Below are 24,064 nucleotides of genomic sequence, written 5' to 3'. Positions count from 1 at the left end.
GGGTCAGTCCTCCTGAATGGGGATGGTGGTGTCACCGGCCGCCTCGGCGAGGCGGGCCGCCAGGACCGGTCCGATCTGGGCCAGTGAGCCCGGCTGGGTCATCCGGTCGTGGCGGGTGGTGATGTCGTGCGAGTCGACCCGCCCGGCGATGTAGCGCTGCCAGATCGCCGGGCCGGCCGAGTCCTCGGTGCGGTCGATCGTGGAGTTGAACAGCAGCAGGTCGCCGTGGAAGCGGCCCGGGGTGTGGGCGATCGCCAGCTTGGCGTTGTTGATCATGATGTCCACGACGGCCCCGATCCGCCGCTCGTCCAGGCAGGCCAGGGCGCTGCCGCGACGGCGGAGGATCTCGGCGACCTCGGCGTGGGTCAGCGGCCCGTCGCCGAGCTCCTCCGGGTCGACGTCCATGATGCCGACGAGGATGTCCCGCTCCTCGGGCACGGGCACCTCCTCGAAGGCGATGTCCTGCACGGGGTAGGCGTCGAGGACCGCCAGCAGCCCGGTCCGCTCCCCCCTGGTCTGGAGCTCGCAGGCGATCGCGTGGGCGATCAGCCCGCCGGCGGACCAGCCGAGCAGGTGGTACGGGCCGTCGGGCTGGACCTTGCGGATCTGGTCGGCGTAGTCGGCCGCCATCTCCTCGTACGATCCGGGCAGCGGCTCGGGGCGTGCCAGGCCGCGGGCCTGGAGCGCGTAGACCGGGCGGTCCGGGCCGATGTGGTTCAGCAGCCCGGAGTACGACCAGCTGATGCCACCGCCGGGGTGGACGCAGAACAGCGGCGGCAGGCTGCCGGTCGCGCGCAGCGGCAGCAGCCCGTCGAAGGCTTCCTCGGGGTCGCTGATGGCCAGGCGCTCCGTCAGTCCGGCCACCGTCGGCGCCTCGAACAGGGTGCGCAGGCCCACGTGGACGCCGAGCGTCTCGCCGACCCGGGAGACCAGCCGCGCGGCCAGCAGGGAGTGTCCGCCCAGGTCGAAGAAGTCGTCGTCGAGGTGGACCTGCTCCCGGCCGAGGATCTCGGCGAACAGCTCGCACAGCAGCTGCTCCTGCGGGGTGCGGGGGCCGCGGCCGGTGCCCGTGGTGTCGTACGCGGGCGCCGGGAGGGCGGCCCGGTCCAGCTTGCCGTTGGCGGTCAGCGGCAGCCGTTCGAGGGTGACGAAGGCGGACGGCACCATGTACTCGGGCAGTTCGCGGCCGAGTCGGCGGGCCAGCTCGTCGGGTGCCGGTGCCTCCTCCTCTGCGGCCGGCACCAGGTAGGCCACCAGGCGCTGGTCGCCGGGCTGGTCCTCGCGGGCGACCACGGCCGCCTGGGCGACGCCGGGGCATCCGGCGAGGACGGCCTCGACCTCGCCGGGTTCGATCCGGAAGCCGCGCAGCTTGACCTGGTCGTCGGCGCGGCCGACGAACTCCAGGGTGCCGTCGGGCAGCCGGCGCACCAGGTCACCCGTCCGGTACATGCGTTCGCCCGGCCCGAACGGGCAGGCGACGAACCGCTCGGACGTCAGCCCGGGGCGGCCGAGGTACCCACGGGCCACGCCCGTCCCGGCGAGGTAGAGCTCACCTGCCACACCCGCGGGCACCGGTTGCAGCCCGGCGTCGAGCACGTACGCCCGCATGTTCGCCATGGGGCGGCCGATCGGCACGGTCGCCGCGTTCGCGGGGAGCGCGCGGACCCGGTGGTGGGCGCCGAAGGTCGTGGTCTCGGTCGGGCCGTAGCCGTTGACCACCGCGATGTCCGGGCAGGCCGCGAGGACCCGGGCGACGGCCGCCGGCGGCACCACGTCGCCGCCGGTCCACACCTCGCGGACGCCGGCGAGCAGCTCCGGCCGTTCCTCGGCCACCAGCCGGAACAGCCCGGCCGTCAGCCACAGGCCGGTGACTCCGTGCCCGGCGACCGCTCCCGCGAGCAGGTCGAGGTCGAGCCGACCGGGCGGTGCGACGACGACCCGGCCGCCGCCGAGCAGCGGCACCCAGAACTCGTAGGTCGAGGCGTCGAAGGCCGTCGGCGAGTGCAGCAGCACCCGCTCGTGGCCGCCCCCGCGCCAGCACGGGGCGAGCGCGAGCGCCGCCACGTCGCGGTGGGTGACGCCGACGCCCTTCGGTCGGCCGGTCGAGCCGGAGGTGTACATCACGTACGCCAACTGCCCTGGATCGAAGCCGACTTCCGGGTCGCTGTGGTCACGCTCGGCCTGGATCAGCGCGGACAGGACGTCCTCGGTGAGCACCAGCGCGGCGCCGGTCTCCCGGACGATCAGGTCGGTCCTGGAGGACGGGAAGCGCGGGTCGAGCGGAACGTAGGCGCCGCCCGCCTTGACGATCGCCAGGATCGCGACGACCAGCTCCGCCGAACGCTCCAGCAGCACCGCCACCGGGGTCTCCGGCCGCACGCCCTGCCCGATCAGGGCCCGGGCCAGGCGGTTGGCCCGCCGGTCGAGCTCCCGGTAGGTCAGTTCGGTCGCGCCCGCGACCACCGCGACCGCGTCCGGCGTGGCCGCCACCCGGCGGGCGAACAGCTCCGGCAGGCCCGCCTCGGGCAGCTCGGCGTCAGTCCGGTTGAACCCGACCAGCAGATCGTGGCGCTCCTCGCCGGACAGCAGGTCGAGTCGGCCGATCGGCTGGTCCGGCTCGGCGGCGGCCGCACGCAGCAGTCGCGTCCAGCGGTCGAACAGCCGCACCACGGTGTCCGGGTCGAACAGGTCGGTCGCGTACTCCACCACGCCGAGCACGCCCGCCGGGCTGCCGTCCGACCCGTACCGCTCGGCCAGGCTGACGGTCAGGTCGACCCGCGCGGTGTCGGTCGGCGCCTCCAGGTAGGCGGTCTCCAGGCCCGGCAGGGTGAACTCGCCGACCGGCGCGTTCTGCAGGGCCAGCATGACCTGGAACAGCGGGTGGTGGGCCAGCGACCGGGTGGGGTTGACGGCCTCGACCAGGTACTCGAAGGGCACGTCCTGGTGGGCGTACGCGGCCAGCGCCTTCTGCCGGACCCGGCCGATCAGTTCGGCGAAGCCGGGGTCCCCTCCGGTGTCGGTGCGCAGCACCAGGGTGTTGACGAAGAACCCGACGAGCTCGTCCAGCGCCTGGTCGGTCCGTCCCGCGATCGGGCTGCCGATGGGGATGTCGGTGCCAGCCCCGAGCCGGGTGAGCAGGGCGGCGAGGCCGGCCTGGAGCACCATGAACATGCTGGCGCCGTTCCCGGCGGCCAGGTCCCGCAGCTCCCGGTGCAGTTCGGCGTCGAGCCGGACCTCGACCCGGCCGCCGCGCTGGGAGGCCTCGGCCGGCCGGGGCCGGTCGGCGGGCAGCCGGACCTGGTCCGGCAGGCCTGCCAACTCCTGCTTCCAGTAGTCGAGTTGCCGGGCGAACAGGCTGTCCGGGTCGCCCGCCTCACCGAGCAGGTCGCGCTGCCAGAGGGTGTAGTCGGCGTACTGGACCGGCAACGGGCACCACTGCGGCTCCTCGCCCCGGCAGCGCGCCCCGTAGGCCGCGGCGAGGTCCCGGGACAGCGGGCCCATCGACCAGCCGTCGGCGGCGATGTGGTGGACCACGACGAGCAGGACGTGCCGCTCGGGGGCGAGCGCGTACAGCTCCGCCCGGATCGGCGGTTCGACGGCCAGGTCGAAGCCGCGCTGGGCGCCCCGCGCCAGCCGCTCGGACAGCTCGCTCTCGGCGAGCTCGACCACCGGCAGCTCCGGGCACGCCTCGGCCGCGCCGAGCACCAGCTGGTACGGCAGCCCGTCCGCCTCGCGCAGGACGGTCCGCAGGCTCTCGTGCCGGGTGATCACGTCCGTCAGGGCGGCCCGCAGGGCCCGCCGGTCGAGCGGGCCGTCCAGACGCAGCGCGAGCGGCATGTTGTAGGTGGCACCGGGCCCGTCCATGCGGTGCAGGAACCAGAGGCGGCGCTGGGCGTAGGACAGCGGGATCCTCTCCCGGCCTTGACGGCCGGGAGGTGCCCCCACGGGGCGCGGTCGCGCGGTCAGCGCGGGCCGCTCCGTGACGGAGCCGTCGAGGCGGGCCGCCAGGGCGGCCACGGTCGGGTACTCGAAGAGCGTGCGGACCTCCAGCTCGGCGCCGAGGACCGCCCGGATCCGGGAGGCCAGCCGGGTCGCCAGCAGCGAGTGCCCGCCGAGGTCGAAGAAGCTGTCCTCGACACCCACCCGGGGCAGCCCGAGCAGGTCGGCGAAGAGTTCGGCGAGCAGCTGCTCCTGCGGGGTGCGCGGGGCCCGGCCGCCGGTGACCGTCCCCGGATCGGGGGCGGGGAGGGCGCGGCGGTCGAGCTTGCCGCTGGCGGTCAGCGGCAGCGCGTCCAGCACCACGAAGGCCGAGGGCACCAGGTAGTCGGGCAGGCGCTCGCGCAGCCGGTCGCGGAGTGCGCCGACCAGGGCGCTGCTGCCGCGGCTGCCGGTCGGGCGGTTGGTGAGCGAGGACAGCGGGGCGCCGGACGGCCGGTAGGCCTCGACGAGGGCGTCGTCGGGTCCGTCGGACAGGAGCACGTCCAGGGTGTCAGCGGCGGCGGTCGACCAGGTGACGTCCGCGCGGCGGCCGAGGTCCCCGGCGAGGGTGTGGAAGTCCTCCGGGTCGGGCAGGCCGGCGTCGTCCGGTCCGTGCAGCCGGTCCAGCAGCTCGGCGAGCGTGCCGTCGCCGTCGCGCACCGCCCGGGCCAGCGCGGACTCGCACGCCACCCTCCGGTTCGGCACGCCGGTGAGGCGCAGCGGGGGCGTCTCCGGCCGTACGAGCAGTTCGCGCAGCTCCTCGAGGTCGGCGACGTCCCGGCCCCAGGCCAGCTCCCGCGCCTGAACCGGCGCAGCCGGGCGCTTGTGCAGGGTGACGTCGTAGCGGTAGCGGGTCAGCTCGTTGTGGTGTCGGCCGCGCTTGAGCTCCACCGACACGGCACCGAGGTCGATGCCGGTGTCGCCCCCGCGCAGGGCGGCGAAGAAGTCCGGGTCGACCAGGAGCTCCTTCTCCACCAGCAGCGCCTGCTCGACGGCGCGGCCGACCGCGGACAGGTCGGCGCCGTCGCCGGCCCGGTGCAGCTGGACGGCGGTGGCCAGGGGGCGCAGCAGCCGCAGGTTGCGGACGTCGCCGACGAAGAGCGCGCCGCCGGGGGCGAGCAGACCCATCAGCTTGCCGATCACCTCCGCGAGGTACTCGGCGGACGGGAAGTACTGCACCACCGAGTTGATCACGATGGTGTCGAACCGCCCCGCCGGCAGCCCGTCGGTGTCGTGCGCCGGGCGGGTCTGCAGCACGACGCGCCCGGCCAGGCCGTCCTGCCGGGCCACCTGCGCGGTCAGCGCGTCGATCGCAGTGGCGGAGAAGTCGGTCGCCCAGTACGACTCACAGTACGGCGCGATCTGCGAGAGAAGCAGTCCGGTACCGACGCCGACCTCCAGCACCCGGCGCGGGCGCAGGGCCAGGATGCGGGCCACGGTGGCGTCCCGCCACTCCCGCATCTGCTCGACCGGGATCGGGCTCGCGTCGTAACTGCTGTTCCAGCCGACGAAGTTCTGTCCGAAGGCGGCCTCCTCGGGAGCGATGGGCAGGGCGTCGTAGATGTCCCGCCACTCGCCGACGTGGTCGGCTTCCAGGCCGTCGTCCCGGGCGGTGTCCTGGCGCGGCACGACGTAGCCGATCAGCCGGTCGTCCCGGGCCACCACGGCGGCCTGCGCGACGTCGGGGTGCTCGGCCAGGGCCGCCTCCACCTCGCCGGGCTCGACCCGGAAACCGCGCACCTTCACCTGCTCGTCCCCGCGGCCGATGTACTCCAGCTGCCGGTCGGCGCGCCGGCGCACCAGGTCTCCGGTGCGGTACATGCGCTCGCCTGCCGCGCCGAACGGGCAGGCGACGAACCGTCCGGCCGTCAGCCCCGGCCGGTTCAGATAGCCGCGGGCCAGACCCGCGCCCGCGACGTACAGCTCACCCGGTACGCCCGGCGGCACCGGCCGCAGCCGCTCGTCGAGCACGTAGACGCGGGCGTTGGCGATCGGACGGCCGATGGGCGGCACGCCTTCCCCGGGAACGAGCGGGTCGCTCATCGTCGCGCAGACCGTGGTCTCCGTCGGGCCGTACGCGTTGATCATCCGACGCCCGGGCGCCCAGCGCTCCACCAGGTCCGGCGGGCAGGCCTCCCCCGCCACGACCAGTGTCGACACGGCCACCGAACCCTCCGGCACGGCGGCGAGGACGGACGGAGGCACGGTCACGTGGGTGACCGCGAGGTCCGGGTCGGTCAGCGCCGCGACCGGGTCGGCCGCAGGAGGCAGCACCAGGGCCGCACCGAGCAGCAGGGCGGTGTAGATCTCCGACACCGAGGCGTCGAAGCTGGGCGAGGCGAACTGGAGCACCCGGCTGCCGGATTCGATCGCGAACCGCTCGATCTGCCCGGCCACCAGGCTCGCCACACCGGCGTGGCCGACCACGACGCCCTTGGGCCGGCCGGTCGAACCCGAGGTGTAGATCACGTAGGCCGGGTGCCGGACGTCGAGCGGCACGACCGGGTCGGTCTCCGGCCAGTCCCCGTCCGCCACCAGCGCCGGGTCGTCGACCACCACCGAGGGACGGGCGTCCGCCAGCATGAACGCGATCCGCGCTTCCGGGTACGCCGGATCCACCGGCAGGTACGCGGCACCGGCCTTCAGCACACCGAGGACCGCCACCACGGATTCCACCGACCGTGGCAGGGACACGGCCACGAGCTGCTCCGGGCCGACACCCTTGGCGATCAAGGCGTGCGCGAACCGGTTCGCCCTGGTGTTCAGCTCACGGTAGGTCAGCTCCGTCCGGCCGCAGACCAGGGCGACGGCCTCCGGCGTAGCCGCGACCTGCGCCGCGAACGCCACCGGCACCGGGACGGCGCCCACCTCGCGGGCGGTCTCGTTACCGCGCTCCAGCAGTTCGTACCGCTCCTCGGCGTCGAGGAGCTCGATCCGGCCGATCGGCTGCTGCGGGTCGGCGGTGACCGCCTCCAGCACCAGCATCCAGCGCCGGGCCAGCGCGGCGACGGTCGACCGGTCGAACAGGTCGGTGGCGTACTCGACCGCTCCGACGATCCCGGCCGGGCTGCCGTCGGCGCCGAACCGCTCGCTCAGGTTGAAGCCGAGGTCGAACTTGGCCGTCCCGGTCGGCACGGCGAAGGTGGACGCCCGCAGGCCGGGCAGACCGAGCTCGCCCATCGGGGCGTTCTGCAGGGCGAGGATGGTCTGGAACAGCGGGTGGTAGGCCAGCGAGCGGGACGGGTTGAGCACCTCCACCAGGTGCTCGAACGGCACGTCCTGGTGCGCGTACGCGGCCAGCGCCGTCTCCCGCACCCGGCCCAGCAGTTCGGCGAAGCTCGGATCGCCACTGGTGTCGGTGCGCAGCACCAGCGTGTTCACGAAGAACCCGACCAGCTCGTCCAGCGCCTCATCGGTCCGGCCCGCGATCGGGCTCCCGATCGGGATGTCCGTGCCCGCGCCCAGCCGCGTGTACAGCGCCGCCAGAGCGGCCTGCAGCACCATGAACAGACTCGCCCCGCTACGCCGCGCCAACTCCACCAGAGCCGCGTGCAGTTCCGGCGACAGCTCCAGACCGAGCTGCTCGCCCCGGTAGCTCGCGACCGCCGGCCGCGGCCGGTCGACGGGCAGCGGGAGACGCTCCGGAATTCCAGCCAACTGACCTTGCCAGTAGCCGAGTTGCTCGGAGAACCGGCTGTCCGGGTCGGCCGGGTCGCCGAGCAGCTCGCGCTGCCACACGGTGTAGTCGGCGTACTGCACCGGCAGCTCCGCCCACTCCGGGCCGCTGCCCTGGCACCTGGCCGCGTACGCCCCGGCCAGGTCGCGCGCCAGCGGGCCGGTGGACCAGCCGTCGCCCGCGATGTGGTGCACCACCAGCAGCAGCAGGTGGTCATCCGGCGCGAGCACGAACAGCTCGGCCCGCAGCGGCGGTTCCGTCGCCAGGTCGAACGGTTGCCGGGCCGCCTCGCCCAGTCGCCGCGCCAGCTCCTCCTCCCGGACCTCGGTCACCCGCACCCGCGGCCGGGCCTCGGCCGGGTCCAGGACCGATTGGCAGGGTACGCCGTCGACCTCGGGGAACACCGTCCGCAGACTCTCGTGCCGGGCCGACACATCGGCCAGCGCAAGGTCCAGCGCCGCCCGGTCCAGCGTTCCGGAGAGCCGCAGCGCCAGCGGGATGTTGTACGTGGCGGAGGCACCCTCCATCCGGTGCAGGAACCAGAGCCGCCGCTGTGCGAACGACAGCGGTACGGTCCGCGGCCGCGGCCGGGCGGCCAGCGCCGGACGGACCGGGCCGGATCCCGCGAGCCGGGCGGCCAGGCCGGACACCGTCGGCGCTTCGAAGAGCGCGCGCAACCCGAGCTCGACACCGAGCACCGTCCGCACCCGCGCGACCAGGCGGGTGGCGAGCAGCGAGTGCCCGCCGAGGTCGAAGAAGCTGTCGTCCGCGCCGACCTCCGCGACGCCGAGCACCTCGGCGAAGAGCTCGGCGAGCAGCTGCTCCTGCGGGGTCCGCGGCCTGCGGCCGTCCACGGCACCGCTTCCGGCGGGGTCCGGCGCGGGGAGCGCCGCGCGGTCCAGCTTGCCGCTCGGCGTCAGCGGCAGCGCGTCCAGCACCGTGAAGACGGCCGGCACCAGGTACTCGGGCAGCCGCCCGAGCAGGTGCCCGCGCAGCTGCGCCGGGGTGAGCGGGGTGTCCGCCCGCGGCACGACGTAGCCGATCAGCCGGTCGTCCCGGGCCACCACGGCGGCCTGCGCGACGTCGGGGTGCTCGGCCAGGGCCGCCTCCACCTCGCCGGGCTCGACCCGGAAACCGCGCACCTTCACCTGCTCGTCCGCCCGGCCGACGAACTCCAACTGCCGGTCGGCGCGCCGGCGGACCACGTCGCCGGTGCGGTACATGCGCTCGCCGGCCGCACCGAACGGGCAGGCGACGAAACGTCCGGCCGTCAGCCCCGGCCGGTTCAGGTAGCCGCGGGCCAGACCCGCGCCCGCGACGTACAACTCCCCCGGCACGCCCGGTGGCACCGGCCGCAGCCGCTCGTCCAGCACGTACACCCGGGTGTTCACGACGGGCCGCCCGATCGGCGGCACGCCGTCCCCGGGAACGAGCGGGTCGCTCATCGTCGCGGCGACCGTGCTCTCCGTCGGTCCGTAGGCGTTGATCATCCGCCGGCCCGGCGCCCAGCGCTCCACCAGCTCCGCCGGGCAGGCCTCGCCGCCCACCACCACGGTGGCGGCCGCGGGCTCGGCATCGCCCAGCGCGGCCAGCGCCGAGGGCGGCAGGATCACATGGGTGACACCGAGCCCCCGGTCGGTCAGCGCCTCCAGCGGCGTCTCCGCCGGGGCCAGGACCAGGGTGGCCCCGGTCAGCAGGGCGCTGCACAGGTCCCAGAACGACGCGTCGAAGCTGGGCGAGGCGAACTGGAGCACCCGGCTGCCGGCGCCGACGGCGAGCCGCTCGACCTGGGTGGCGACCAGGCTCGCCACACCGCCGTGGCCGACCACGACGCCCTTGGGCCGGCCGGTCGACCCCGAGGTGTAGATCACGTACGCCGGGTGCCGGGCGTCCGACGGCACCGGCGGATCGGTCTCCGGGAAGCCGCTCGTCTCCCGCACGCGGGCGGGATCGTCGACCACCGCGACCGGCGCGGCGTCCTCCAGCATCAGGTCGATCCGCGACTGCGGGTACGCCGGATCCACCGGCAGGTACGCGGCCCCGGCCTTGAGGACGCCCAGGACGGCGACCACCCACTCGAGCGACCGCGGCAGGGCCACGGCGACAACCTGCTCCGGACCCACCCCGCCCGCCTTCAGCGAGTGTGCGAACCGATTGGCCATGGCGTCGAGCTGACGGTACGTCAATTCGGCTCCGTCGACGGAGACCAGCGCGACGGCCTCCGGCGCCGCGGCGACCCGCGCCGCGAACATGCCCGGCACGTCGAGCTCCCGCACCTCCCGCACGGTCCCGTCGGCATCGGCCAGCAGAGCGCGGCGCTCCGCCTCGTCGAGCACGTCGATGGCACCGATCGGCTGCGCCGGGTCGGCCGCGGCCTCGGCCAGCAGCCTGGTCCAGCGGCTGAACAGCAGCTCGACGGTCCGCCGGTCGAACAGGTCGGTGCTGTACTCGACCATGCCGGTCAGGCCCGCCGGAGTACCGTCCGGGCGGCGGTTCTCCGCGAGGCTGAAGGTCAGGTCGAGCCGGGACGTGCCGGTCGGCACCGCGAGTCCGGAGACCTCCAGTCCGGGCAGCGCGAAGTCGCCGCCCGGCGCGTTCTGCACGGCCAGCATGGTCTGGAACAGCGGGTGGTAGGCCAGCGACCGCGACGGGTTCAGCACCTCCACCAGGTGCTCGAACGGCACGTCCTGGTGCGCGTACGCGGCCAGCGCCGTCTCCCGCACCCGGCCCAGCAGCTCGGCGAAACTCGGGTCACCACTGGTGTCCGTCCGCAGCACCAGCGTGTTCACGAAGAACCCGACCAGCTCGTCCAGCGCCTCATCGGTCCGGCCCGCGATCGGACTGCCGATCGGGATGTCCGTCCCCGCCCCCAGCCGGGTGTACAGCGCCGCCAGACCGGCCTGCAGCACCATGAACAGACTCACACCCGAACGCCGCGCCAACTCCACCAGAGCCGCGTGCAGTTCGGCGTCGATGCGGACGTCGAGCCACTCGCCGGCGTAGGACGCCGCCGCAGGGCGGGGCCGGTCGACCGGGAGCCGGAGCTGCTCGGGCAGCCCGGCCAGCGCCTCGGTCCAGTAGCCGACCTGGCGGGCGAACACGCTGTCCGCGTCGGATTCGTCGCCGAGGATCTCATGCTGCCACAGCGTGTAGTCGGCGTAACTCACCGGCAGCGAAGCCCAGTCGGGCGCTCCGCCGTTCCTGCGGCTGGTGTACGCGGTGGCGAGGTCACGCGACAGCGGGTCGAGGGACCAGCCGTCGCCCGCGATGTGGTGCATCACCACCAACAGCACGTGCTCGTCCGGCGCGATCGCGAACAGCTCGGCCCGCAGCGGGACTTCGGTGGTCAGGTCGAAGCCGCGCACGGCCGCCTCACGCAGCAGCGCCGGCACCTCCGCCTCTCGGGCCGCGCGCACCGTCAGCGGGACGCCCGCGTCGGCAGCGTCCAGCACCCGCTGGTGCGGGATGCCGGCGGTGTGCGGGAAGACCGTACGGAGGGTCTCGTGCCGGGCCACCACGTCCGCCAGCGCGGCGCCGAGGGCCTCGCGGTCGAGGTCGCCGGACAGCCGCAGCGCCAGCGGCATGTGGTAGGTGGCGCTCGGTGCCCCGAACTGCTGGAGGAACCACAGCCGACGCTGCGCGTAGGACAGCGGCATCGGCTCGCGGCGCGGCCTGGGCATCAGCGCCTGCCTGGCCGCCGCGGACTCGCGCAGCCGAACCGCGAGACCGGCCGGGGTCGGGCTCCGGAACAGGGCGCGCAGCTCCAGCTCGACCCCGAGGGTCGCCCGGACCCGCGACACCAGCCGGGTGGCGAGCAGGGAGTGCCCGCCCAGGTCGAAGAAGTCGTCGTCGACCCCGGCCACCGGCAGGCCCAACACCTCGGCGAACAGCTCGCACAGGATCTGCTCCTGCGGGGTGCGCGGTGCCCGGCCCGCCGCCGTGGCCGTGGCTTCGGGCGCGGGCAGCGCCGCCCGGTCCAGCTTCCCGTTCGGCGTCAGCGGCAGCGCGTCCAGGAGCACGAACGCCGACGGCACCAGGTAGTCGGGCACCCGGTCGCGCAGGTACGCCGCCAGTGCCGCCGGGGTGGCCGGCTCCGACACCGAGGGCACCACGTACGCGACGATCCGGGTCTCGCCCGGCCGGTCCTCACGGGCGAGCACGGCGACCTGGGCGACGCCCGGGTGCGCGGTCAGCTCGGCCTCGATCTCGCCCGGCTCGATCCGGAACCCGCGGACCTTCACCTGGTGGTCCACCCGGCCCGCGAACTCCAGCTCGCCGTCGGCCCGCCAGCGGACCAGGTCGCCGGTGCGGTACATGAGCGCGCCCGCCGGGCCGTACGGGTTGGCCACGAACCGGGCAGCGGTGAGCCCGGGCCGGTTCAGGTAGCCGCGGGCGAGCCCCGCCCCGGCCAGGTACAGCTCCCCCAGCACGCCGGGCGCGACCGGTCGCAGGGCCGAATCCAGCACGTACGCCTGGCAGTTGTCGATCGGACGGCCGATCGGCACCGGCAGCGGGCAGTCGGCGGGGTCGGTCGGCAGCGGGTAGGCGGTGATGACGTGGGTTTCGGCGGGGCCGTAGTGGTTGTGCAGCACGCGGCCCGGTCGCCGGGCCTGGAGGCGGCGCACCGCACCGCCGAGGCGCATCGCCTCCCCGGCCTGGGCGACCAGCCGCAGGTGCGGCAGCTCCAGCCCGGCCTCCTCGGCGGCCTCGGCCAGCGCCTCGATCACCAGGTTGGGGGCGAACAACTCCCCCACCTCGTGCCGGTCCAGCCAGTGCGCGAACAGCTCGGCGCTGCGGCGCTGTTCCTCGGTCGGCACGACCAGGGTCTTGCCGTACAGCAGCGCGGAGAGCACCTCCTGCACCGAGACGTCGAAGCTGATCGCGGTGAACTGCGCGGTGCGCGTACCGGGTTCGCCGCCGACGGCCCGGTGGTGCCACGCCAGCAGGTTCAGCAGCCCGGCGGCGGGCATCACCACGGCCTTGGGCCGACCGGTGGAGCCGGAGGTGTAGATGACGTAGGCCGGGTGGCGCGCGTCCACGGGGACGGCCGGGTCGTGCTCCGGCAGGTCCCCGTCCGGTGTGACGGCCGCGAGGTCGTCGAGCACCACGGCCGGGCGGGCGTCGTCCAGCATGTACGCGATGCGGGCCGCCGGGTAGTCCGGGTCGACCGGCAGGTACGCCGCACCCGTCTTGAGCACCGCGAGGACGGCCACCACCAGCTCCGTGGAGCGCGGCAGCCGCAGCGCGACGACCTGCTCCGGCCCGACCCCGCGCCCGATCAGGGCGTGGGCCAGCCGGTTGGCCCGGCGGTTCAGCTCGCGGTAGGTCAGCACGGTGGACTCGAACACCACCGCCGGAGCCTCCGGGGTCGCCCGCACCCGAGCCTCGAACAGGGCGGGCAGGGTGGTGGCGGCCACCGGACGCGCGGTGTCGTTACGGGCGACCAGCAGCTCGTGCCGCTCCTCGGCGGCGAGGACGTCGATCCGGCTCAGCGGCCGGTCCGGTTCGGCGACCACCGCCGCCAGCAGCCGCAGCCACCGGGCGACCAGCGCCTCCACCGTGGCGTGGTCGAACAGGTCGGTGCTGTACTCGACCCGCCCGACGATGCCCCCGGCCGGCCCGCCGGTGCCACCGCGCTCCAGCAGGTGGAAGCCGAGGTCGAACATCGCGGTCGGCGTCCGCACGAGGACGATCTCGGAGCGCAGCCCGCTCAACGCGAACTCGGTGCGGGGCACGTTCTGCAGCGCGAGCAGCACCTGGAACAAGGGCTGGCGGGCGAGCGACCGGGACGGGTTGAGGGCCTCGACGACGTGCTCGAACGGCAGGTCCTGGTGCGCGTACGCGCCCAACGCACCCTCCCGGACCCGGCCCAGCAACTCGGCGAACGACGGGTCGCCACTGGTGTCCGTGCGCAGCACCAGGGTGTTGACGAAGAACCCGACGAGGTCGTCCAGCGCCTCGTCCGTCCGGCCGGCGATCAGGCTGCCGACCGGGATGTCCGTGCCCGCGCCGAGCTTGTCCAGCAGCGATGCCAGGGCGGCCTGCAGCACCATGTAGACACTGGCGCCGTGCTCGCGGCCCAGGCGCACGAGCGCGCCGTGCAGCTCCGGGTCCAGGTCGATCGCCAGGTGGCCGCCTCGGTACGAGGTGGTCGCCGGGCGGGGCCGGTCGGCGGGCAGCCGGATCTGCTCGGGCAAGGCGGCCAGCTGGTCCGTCCAGTAGGCCGACTGCCGGGCGAACAGGCTGGTGGGGTCGTCGCGGTCCCCGAGCAGCCTGTCGTGCCAGAGGGTGTAGTCGGCGTACTGGACCGCCAGCGGCGACCAGCGCGGCTCCTCGCCCCGGCGGCGCGCCGCGTAGGCGGTGGCCAGGTCGGCGGCCAGCGGGCCCAGCGACCAGCCGTCGCCGGCGATGTGGTGCACCACCAGGAGCAGCACGTGCTCCTCGGCGGAGAGTTCGAACAGCTCGGCGCGCAACGGCGGTTCGGCCGCGAGGTCGAAGCCGCGCGCCGCGGCGCCGGTCAGCAGCTCGGTCAGGTTCGTCTCGTCGGCCGGGGTGACCGGAAGGTCTGGCCGCACCTCCCCGGTGGTCAGTACGTGCTGGTACGGCACGCCGTCCACCGTCCGGAAGACCGTGCGCAGGGTCTCGTGCCGGTCGACGACGTCGCCGAGGGCCTCCGCCAGGGCCGCCCGGTCCAGCGGGCCGGACAGCCGCCACGCCAGCGGCATGTTGTAGATCGGCCCGGCGCCCTCGAGCTGGTGCAGGAACCACAGCCGCCGCTGGGCGGACGACAGCGGCACCGCCCCCCGGCCTTCGGCCTGGGGGCACCTCCCGGCCGCCGGGCTGGGGGCGGGCGCCCCCACGGGCCGCTCCACCCGCTCCAGGGCGAGCCGGGCGCGCTCGGCGCCGCCCAGCCCGGCGGCCAGCCCGGCCACCGTCGGGGTCCGGAACAGGGTGTGCAGCGCCAGCTCGACGCCGAGGGTCGCGCGGACCCGGGCCACCAGCCGGGTGGCCAGCAGGGAGTGCCCGCCCAGCTCGAAGAAGTCGTCGTCGAGGCCGACCCGCGGCAGGCCCAGCACCTCGGCGAACAGCCCGGCCAGCACCTGCTCCTGGGGCGTGTGCGGTGCCCGGCCGGTCCGCGCCCCGGTGAAGTCCGGCTCGGGCAGGGCGCGCCGGTCGAGCTTGCCGCTGGTGTTCAGCGGCAGGGCGTCGAGGGCGACGAACGCGGCGGGCACCATGTACTCCGGCAGCCGCTCGCGGAGGTGTGCGCGCAACTCGTCCGGCCGGAGTTCGGCGCCGGCGGCGGGCACCAGGTAGGCGACCAGGCGGGTCTCCTCCGCCCGGTCCTTGCGGGCGATCACCGCGACCTGACCGACCTGGGAGTGCTCGGCCAGCGCCGACTCGATCTCACCGAGCTCGATCCGGAAGCCGCGCACCTTCACCTGGTCGTCGGCCCGGCCGACGTACTCCAGCTGGCTGTCCGGGCGTCGACGCACCAGGTCACCGGTGCGGTACATCCGGGCGCCGTCCGGGCCGAAGGGGCAGGCCACGAACCGACCGGCGGTCAGGCCCGGCCGGTTCAGGTAGCCACGGGCCAGGCCCGGGCCGGCGAGGTAGAGCTCCCCGGTCACACCCGGCGCCACCAGTGCCAGGCGGTGGTCCAGTACGTACGCCCGGAGTCCGGCGACGGCGCGGCCGATCGGCGGCACGCCCGATCCCGGCGACAGCGGGTCGCTGATCGTCGCCACGACCGTCGTCTCCGTCGGACCGTACGCGTTGATCATCAGCCGGCCCGGCGCCCAGCGCGCCACCAGCTCCGGCGGGCACGCCTCACCCGCCACCGTCAGCGTCGGCACGTCCACCGCGTCCGGCGACAGCGCCGCCAGCACCGAAGGCGGCACCGTCGCGTGGGTGAGTGCGAGGCCCGGGTCGGTCAGCGCGGCGACCGGCTCCCCCGCGGGCGGCGGCACCAGGGTCGCACCGCTGAGCAGGGCGCCGAGGATGTCCCACAGCGAGACGTCGAAGCTGGGCGAGGAGAACTGGAGCACCCGGCTGCCGGCACCGATGCCGAGCCGCTCGACCTGCGCCGCGACCATGGCCCGCACGCCCGCGTGGCTCACCACCACGCCCTTGGGCCGGCCCGTCGAGCCCGAGGTGTAGATCACGTACGCCGCGTGCCGGGCGTCCGCGGCGACAGCCGGATCGGTGTCCGGCCACTGCGACACCTCGTTCACCGTCGCCGGGTCGTCCACCACCACGGTCGGCCGCGCGTCCGCCAGCATGAACGCGATCCGCGACTGCGGGTGGACCGGATCCACCGGCAGGTAGGCCGCGCCGGCCTTCAGCACGCCCAGGACGGCGACCACGAACTCCACCGACCGCGGCAGCGAGATCGCCACGACCTGCTCGGCGGCCACCCCGCGATCCGTCAGCCCATGCGCGAACCGGTTGGCCCACGCGTTCAACTGCCGGTACGTCAGCTCGACGTCCCCGTCGGCCAGGGCGACAGCCTCCGGGGTGGCCGCCACCTGCGCCGCGAAGGCCTCCAGCACGCTCCCGGCGGCTGCCGGGCCCTCGGCTGCGGGCAGCAGCTCGCGCCGCTCCTCGGCCGACAGCAGGTCGATACTGCCGAGCCGGCACCGCGGGTCGGCGACGGCCGCGGTCAGCAGCCGGACCAGGCGCGCGACCATGGTCTCCACGGTGGCCGCGTCGTACAGGTCGCTCGCGAACTGGACGAAGACGTCGATCCCGGCCAGGGTGGGGGCACCTCCCGGGCCGCCAGGCCCGGCGGGACCGTCCTCGGCGTGCCGCTCGGACAGTGAGAGGACCAGGTCGAACTTGGACGTGGTGCTGGTCAGCTCCACCTCGCCGACCCGCAGGCCGGGCGGGGCGAACTCGGCCCGGGCGTTGTTCTGCAGCACCAGCATGACCTGGAACAGCGGGTGGTGGGAGAGCGACCGCACCGGGTTGAGGGCCTCGACCAGGTGCTCGAACGGCAGGTCCTGGTTGGCGTACCCGGCCAGCGCGGTGTCCCGGACACGGGCGAGCAGCTCGGCGAAGGTCGGGTCGCCCGAGGTGTCCGTGCGGAGCACGAGGGTGTTGACGAAGAAGCCGACCAGGTCGTCCAACGCCTGGTCGCCGCGGCCGGCGGTGAGGCTGCCGACCGGAATGTCGTCGCCCGCGCCGAGCCGGCTCAGCAGCGCCGCGAGCCCGGCCTGGAGCACCATGAACAGACTGGTGCCGTTGGTGCGGGCGAGCTCGCGCAGCCCGCGGTGCAGCTCCGCGTCGAGCTCGGCCCGCACGAAGCCGCCCCGGTGCGAGGCGACCACCGGGCGGGGCCGGTCGGTGGGCAGCTGGAGCTGCTCGGGCAGGTCGGCCAACTGCCGTGTCCAGTAGGCCGCCTGGCGGGCGAACGGGCTGTCGCTGTCGGTCGCCTCGCCGAGCAGCTCGTGCTGCCACAGGGTGTAGTCGGCGTACTGGACAGCCGGCGGCTCCCGGCGCGGCTCCTCGCCACGGCAGCGGACGGTGTAGGCCGTGGTGAGGTCGATGGCGAGCGGGCCGAGCGACCAGCCGTCGCCCGCGATGTGGTGGAGCACGAGCAGCAGCACGTGCTCGTCCGGCGCCAGCTCGAACAGCTCGGCGTGCAAGGGAAGTTCGGCTTCGAGGTCGAACCGGTGCGCCTGCGCCGCCGCCAGTGCGTCGGGCAGCTCGGACTCCGTGGTCCGGCGCACGGCCAGACCCGGGCGGGCCGCGACGACGTCCAGCACCTGCTGGTACGGCACGCCGTCCACCACCGGGAAGACCGTCCGCAGGCTCTCGTGCCGGGCCACGACGTCCGTCAGCGCGGCCTGCAGCGCCTCCCGATCGAGCGGGCCGGACAGCCGCCAGGCCAGCGGGATGTTGTAGTTCGCACTGGCGCCCTCCAGCTGGTGGAGGAACCACAGCCGCCGCTGCGCGAACGACAGCGGGATCCGCTCCGGCCGTCGGTACGGGGCCAGCGCGGCCTGCGCCGGTCCGGCCGCCACGAGCGCCGCCGCCAGGCCAGCCGGGGTCGGCGCCTCGAACAGGGCGCGCAGCGCCATCTCCACGCCGAGCGTCGCCCGGATCCGGGCGGCCAGGCGGGTGGCGAGCAGGGAGTGCCCGCCCAGGTCGAAGAAGCCGTCCTCGACGCCGACCGACCCCACGCCGAGGACCTCGGCGAACAGCTCGCAGAGGATCTGCTCCTGCGGGGTGCGCGGCGCGCGGCCGGTGGCCGCCGGGGCGAGGTCGGGTGCAGGCAGGGCCCGGTGGTCCAGCTTGCCGTTGGCGGTCAGCGGCAGTGCATCCAGCAGCACGAAGGCCGACGGCACCATGTACTCGGGCAGCCGACCGGCCAGGTGCTCGCGCAGCTCGGCCGGACGCGGCGCGGCGCCCGCGGCCGGTACCAGGTAGGCGACCAGCCGGGTGTCGTCGGCACGGTCCCGCCGCGCCAGCACGGCGACCTGGGCGACGCCGGGGTGAGCGGCCAGTGCCGCCTCGACCTCGCCGAGCTCGATCCGGAAGCCGCGTACCTTCACCTGGTGGTCGGCCCGGCCGACGTAGCGCAGATCCCCGTCCTCGGCGCGGCGCACCACGTCGCCGCTGCGGTACATCCGGGAGCCCGCCGGTCCGAAGGGATCGGCGACGAAGCGCCCGGCGGTCAGGCCGGGCCGGTTCAGGTAGCCACGGGCCAGACCCGGGCCCGCGACGTACAGCTCGCCGGGCACGCCCGGGGCGACCGGCCGCAGGCCGGAGTCCAGCACGTACGTTCGCAGGTCCGGAAGGGCCGCGCCGACCTGGCCGGCCGCCGTACCGGACCGGTCGAGCGCCGCGTACGTGACGTGCACCGTGGTCTCGGTGATGCCGTACATGTTGACCAGCCGCGGCGCGTCCTCCGGGTGCCGCTCGTACCAGCTCGCGAGCCGGGCGTGTTCCAGCGCCTCGCCGCCGAACACCACCGTGCGCAGGGCGAGTTCGCGGCCGGTCTCCGGGGCCTCCGCGTCCGCCTGCATCAGCTGGTAGAAGGCGGACGGCGTCTGGTTGAGGATGGTCACCCGCTCGCGGGCGAGGAGCTCCAGGAACCGGCCGGGCGAGCGGCTGGTGTCGTGGTCGACGACCACCAGTCGGCCGCCGTGCAGCAGCGGGCCCCACACCTCCCAGACGGAGAAGTCGAAGGCGTAGGAGTGGAAGAGCGTCCAGACGTCCTCGGCGGAGAAGCCGAACAGCTCCTCGGTGGTGGCGAACAGCCGCACCACGTTCCGGTGCGGGACGACGACGCCCTTGGGGTTACCGGTGGAACCGGAGGTGTGGATGACGTAGGCGGGGTGCGCGGGGTCGACGGCGATCCCCGGGTCCGTGTCCGGCTGTCCGTCCAGGTCGCACGCGTCCAGCCGGAGCCGGTCCACCGCCTCCGCGCCCGGCAGCTCGCCGGTCCCGCTGGTCGTCACCAGCAGCGCGGGCCGGGCGTCCTGGAGCAGGTAGGCGATCCGGGCGGCCGGGTACGCCGGGTCCACCGGGACGTACGCGGCGCCGGCCTTGAGCACCGCGAGCACCGCCACGACCAGTTCCGCCGAGCGCGGCAGGGCCAGCGCCACCAGCTGCTCGGGGCCCACTCCCCGATCGATCAGGGCATGCGCGAGCCGGTTCGCGCGGGCGTTCAACTCGCCGTACGTCAGGGTGACTTCGCCATCTGTGAGCGCGACCGCGGCCGGGCTCTCCCGGACCTGCCGCTCGAAGCGCGCGGTCAGGCTGCTCCCCTGCGGCTCCTCCGGCGCGTGGACGGCGGGCAGCAGCGCCGCGAGCTCCTCGGCGGACAGCACGTCGATCCGGCCGATCCGCCGGCCGGGGTCGGCGACCACGGCGCGGAGCAGCCGCAGCCACCGGTCGACGAGCCCGGCCGCGGTGGCCTCGTCGAACAGGTCGGTGCTGTACTCCAGGACGCCCGAGAGCCCGTCGGGTTGCTCGGCCAGGATGAAGGTCAGGTCGCACTTGGCGGTCCCGGTGGGGACCAGGTCGGTCGCCACCCGCAGCCCCGGCAGGTCGAACGCGCCGAGCGGCGCGTTCTGCAGGGCGAGCATGGTCTGGAACAGGGGGTGGTGCGCCAGCGTGCGGGTCGGGTTCAGTGCCTCCACCAGGTGCTCGAAGGGCACGTCCTGGTGCGCGTACGCGGCCAGCGCGTCGGAGCGCACCCGGCCCAGCAGTTCGGTGAACGACGGGTCGCCGGAGAGGTCGGTGCGCAGCACCAGGGTGTTGACGAAGAACCCGACCAGGTCGTCCAGGGCCTCGTCGGTGCGGCCGGCGATCGGGGTGCCGATCGGGACGTCGGTGCCGGCGCCGAGCTTGCCCAGCAGGGCGGCCAGGCCGGCCTGGAGCACCATGAAGAGGCTGGCTCCGCCGTCGCGGGCGAGCGCCCGCAGGCCCTGGTGCAGTTCGGCGTCGATCCGCACCGGCAGCTGCGCGCCCCGGTAGGACATGGCCGCCGGGCGGGGCCGGTCGAACGGCAGCTCCACCTGTTCGGGAAGCTCTGCCAGCTGCTGGCGCCAGTAGGCGAGTTGGCCGTTCAGCAGGCTGTCCGGGTCCGCGCCGTCACCGAGCAGCTCGCGTTGCCAGAGGGCGTAGTCGGCGTACTGGACCGGCAGTGGCGACCACTCCGGCTTCGCCCCCTCGGCGCGGGCGGCGTAGGCGGTCGTCAGGTCGCGCAGGAGCGGCCCGGCCGACCAGCCGTCACCGGCGATGTGGTGCACCACCAGCAGCAGCACATGCTCCTCGTGGCCGGTCCGGAACAGCTCGGCGTGCAGCGGCGGCTCCTGCGAGAGCTCGAAGCCGTACCGGGCCGCCTCCGCCAGCCGGTCCGGCAGGTCGCGCTCGCCGAGCTCCGTCACCCGCAGTCGCGGCCGGGCCTCCTCCACGTCCAGCACCTGCTGGCACGGCACGCCGTCGACCACCGGGAAGACGGTGCGCAGGCTCTCGTGCCGCTCGACGACGTCCGCCAGGGCGGCCTCCAGGGCCCGCTGGTCCAGGTGTCCGGAGAGCCGCAGGGTCAGCGGGATGTTGTAGGTGGCGCTCGGGCCCTCCATGCGGTGCAGGAACCACAGCCGGCGCTGCGCGAAGGACAGCGGGAGCGCCTCGGGCCGCTCGCGCACCGCGAGCGCGGGCCGGGCCCGGCCCGCGACGTCCACCGCCGCCGCCAGTCCCGCCACCGTCGGCGCGTCGAACAGGTCGCGCAGCCGCAGCTCCACACCGAGGACCGATCGCGCCCGGGCGACCAGTCGGGTGGCCAGCAGCGAGTGCCCGCCGAGGGCGAAGAAGTCGTCGTCGGCGCCGGCCACCGCCACGCCGAGCACCTCGGCGAACAGTCCGGCGAGCAGGTGCTCGGTCGCGGTGCGCGGCGCGCGGCCGGGGGCGGCGGACTGCCGCTCGGGGGCGGGGAGGGCGCGCCGGTCGAGCTTGCCGTTCGGGGTCAGCGGCATGGCGTCGAGCACCACGAACGCCGACGGCACCATGTACTTGGGCAGCCGCTCCCGCAGGTGGTCGCGCAGGGCCGTGTCGGTCACCGTGGCGGCGCCTGGCTCGGGAACGGCGTAGGCGACCAGCCGCGGTTCCTCCTCCTCGGTGCGCACCACGACGGCGGCCCGGGCGACCCGCGGGTGCTCGGCGAGGACGGCCTCGATCTCGCCGAGCTCCACCCGGAAGCCGCGGATCTTGACCTGGTCGTCCGTGCGCCCGAGGAACTCCAGGTTGCCGTCGGCGCCCCACCGCACCAGGTCGCCGGTGCGGTACATCCGCGAACCACTCGGCCCGAACGGGTCCGCCACGAACCGACCGGCGGTCAACCCCGGCCGGTTCAGATAGCCGCGGGCCAGGCCCTCACCCGCGATGTACAGCTCGCCGGGCGTGCCGGCCGGCAGCGGCCGCAGCGCGCCGTCGAGCACGTACAGCCGGGCGTTGGTGACGGGCCGGCCGATGGCCGGGCGCGGGCTCGACCCGACCGAGGCGATCACCGAGTTGACGGTGCATTCGGAGGGTCCGTAGAGGTTGAGGCAGGACACCCCCTCGGCCGCCCGCAACCGTGCCCAGAGCTGCTCGGGTACGGCCTCGCCGCCCGCCCCGAGCAGCGCCGGACGCCACTTCGGGTCACTCAGCAGTCCGTGTGCGACCAGGACCTGGAGGTAGGACGGGGTGGCCTCGATGAAGTCCAGCCCGCAGCGGGCGGCGTAGCGGACGAAGGCGTCCGGGTCGGTCCAGGTCGTGTGGTCCAGGACGTGCAGCTCGTGGCCCGCGAACAGGGCGAGCAGCTGGTTCCAGGAGGCGTCGAACGACACCGAGGTGGTCAGGGCCACCCGCAGCCGCTGCCGTTCGTCGACCACCGGCGGGAGGTGCACCTGCCGGAGACCGGTGAGCAGGTCGAGCAGGCCGCCGTGGGTTGGCAGCACGCCCTTGGGCCGTCCGGTGGAGCCGGAGGTGTAGATGACGTACGCCGGGTGCCCCGGGCCGACGGCCACCATCGGGTCCGCCGCCGGCTGGTCGGCCACCAGGGCGGCCGTCTCCGGGTCGTCGAGCACCAGCCGGTCGACGGGACCGCCGTCGGGCAGACGCTCCGCGCTGCGGGAGTCGGTCACCACCAACGCCGGCCGGGCGTCGTCCAGCAGGTACCCCATCCGGGCAGCCGGGTACTCGGGATCGACCGGGACGTACGCCGCACCGGTCTTCAGCACCGCGAGGATCGCCACCACCAGCTCGGCCGACCGCGGCAGGGCCACCGCCACCAGCCGTTCCGGCCCTGCGCCCCGCTCGATCAGGGCGTGCGCCAGCCGGTTCGCCCGCGCGTCCAGCTCCGCGTACGTCAGCGAGACGCCACCGCCCACCAGCGCGGTGAGGTCGGGAGTCGCGCGCACGTGCTCGCGGAACAGCTCCGGGAGGCTCTCGGCCGGTGCGGCCGCCACCGGCCCGGTGCCGAGCACCGCCAGCTCCCGGTGCTCGTCGGCGGTGAGCAGGTCGATCCGGCCCACCGGCTCGTCCGGGTCGCAGTCCGCGACGGCGTCGAGCAGGGCGAGCAGCCGCTGCTGGTGGGCGGCGAGGTCGTCGTCGCCGTACGCCTCCGGGGCGCCGTGCAGCCTGAGGAGCGGCGGGTTGCCGTCCCGGTAGTCGAACACCCAGACGGCGAGGTCGGTGGTCGACCCCGACACGAAGTGGTGCACGGAGGCGGGATGCCCGGCGAAGCTCGGCCTGGAGTTGAAGGCCATGATGTTGACGATCAGCGGGAACGCCGTCCCGATGCTGCCGGGTACGCCGAGGTCCCGCAGCAGGTCCTCGCTGCGGTAGCGCTCGTGCGCGACGGCCGACGTGACCTCACGCGCCGCCTGGGCGACGAGGTCGCGCCACGACATGTCCGGTCGCACGGTCAGCCGCAGCGGCACCACGTTGGACATCGTGCCCGGCACCGACATCAGGTCGCGGTCGGAGCCCCGCCGGGCGGTGACGGGCATGGCGAGCACCACGTCCTGGGTGCCGCTGAGCCGGTGGGCGTAGAGCGCCGTCGCCGCGATCACGACCCGGGACCACCGGACGCCGGCCCGGTCGGCCGCCGCTCGCAACGCCTCGGGGCTCCGCAGTTCCAGCTCCTCGGCCAGACGCAGGGGGCGGTGCGGGTCGGTCGCGGAGCTGTCGGTGAGCCTCGTCGGGGCGGGCAGGTCGGCGAAGCGCTCGGTCCAGTAGGCGCGGTCGGCCGCGAAGTCCGGGGATGAGCGGTAGGCGGCGTCGCTGTCGACGAGGTCCCGTAGCGATCCGAACGGGCAGGGCGGCAGGGCACCGCCCTCGGCCAGCTCCGAGTACACGTCACCGACCCGCTGTCGGAGCATGGAGCTGCTGATCGCGTCCAGCACCACGTGGTGGTAGTTCAGGTACCAGAGGAACTCCGTCGCCGACAGCCGGATCAGCGCGTGCCCGAACAGCGGGTCGTGCGCGAGGTCCAGCGGGCGCATCAGGTCCCGCTCCATCCACTCCATGGCCGTCGCACGGGGTGCGGGCTCCCCGCTGAGGTCCAGGTGCGCCGGCGCCCAGTCCCGGGCCTCGCGCAGGACCTGGCGCGGGCCGTCGCCGTCGTCGACGAAGCTCACGTGCAGGGCGTCGACTTCGTCGACCACCTGGCGCAGCGCGGTCTCGAACAGGTCCCGGTCCACCGGCCCGTGGATCTCCAGGCATTCGCCGACGCGGTAGCCCGGGATCGGCGTGCGGGAGCGCTGCTCGGCGAGCCAGATCTCGCGCTGGGCCGCGGTCAGGGGAAGGACGTCGCCGTCGCGACGGGACATGGGGGTACCTCCAGAAGTGTGGGCAGGCGTCGTCGCAGGGCGCGCCGGGCCGCGCCGACCGCGGTGACGTCACGCGGTCGGCGGGCGG

1 protein-coding gene is annotated in these 24,064 nt (G+C 74.6%); it reads right to left on the bottom strand.

Features of this window, described 5'->3' with window-relative positions; all coding sequences use genetic code 11:
• Positions 1 to 3 precede the first annotated feature (3 nt).
• Positions 4 to 23,976 (bottom strand): non-ribosomal peptide synthase/polyketide synthase, encoded by a 23,973-nt coding sequence (locus ACZ3TI_RS29810; protein ID WP_465731580.1) that lies wholly within the window; start codon positions 23,974 to 23,976, stop codon positions 4 to 6.
• Between the last annotated feature and the right edge of the window lie 88 nt (positions 23,977 to 24,064).

Source organism: Kitasatospora sp. NPDC023120 (genome assembly GCF_055560835.1).
The sequence above is the reverse complement of the archived record's forward strand: the minus strand, read 5'-3'. Positions and strand labels throughout refer to the sequence as shown.

Coding starts and splice junctions, on each gene's coding strand:
- ACZ3TI_RS29810 (WP_465731580.1), bottom strand. CDS start 23,976: ATGTCCCGTCGCGACGGCGACGTCCTTCCCCTGACCGCGGCCCAGCGC.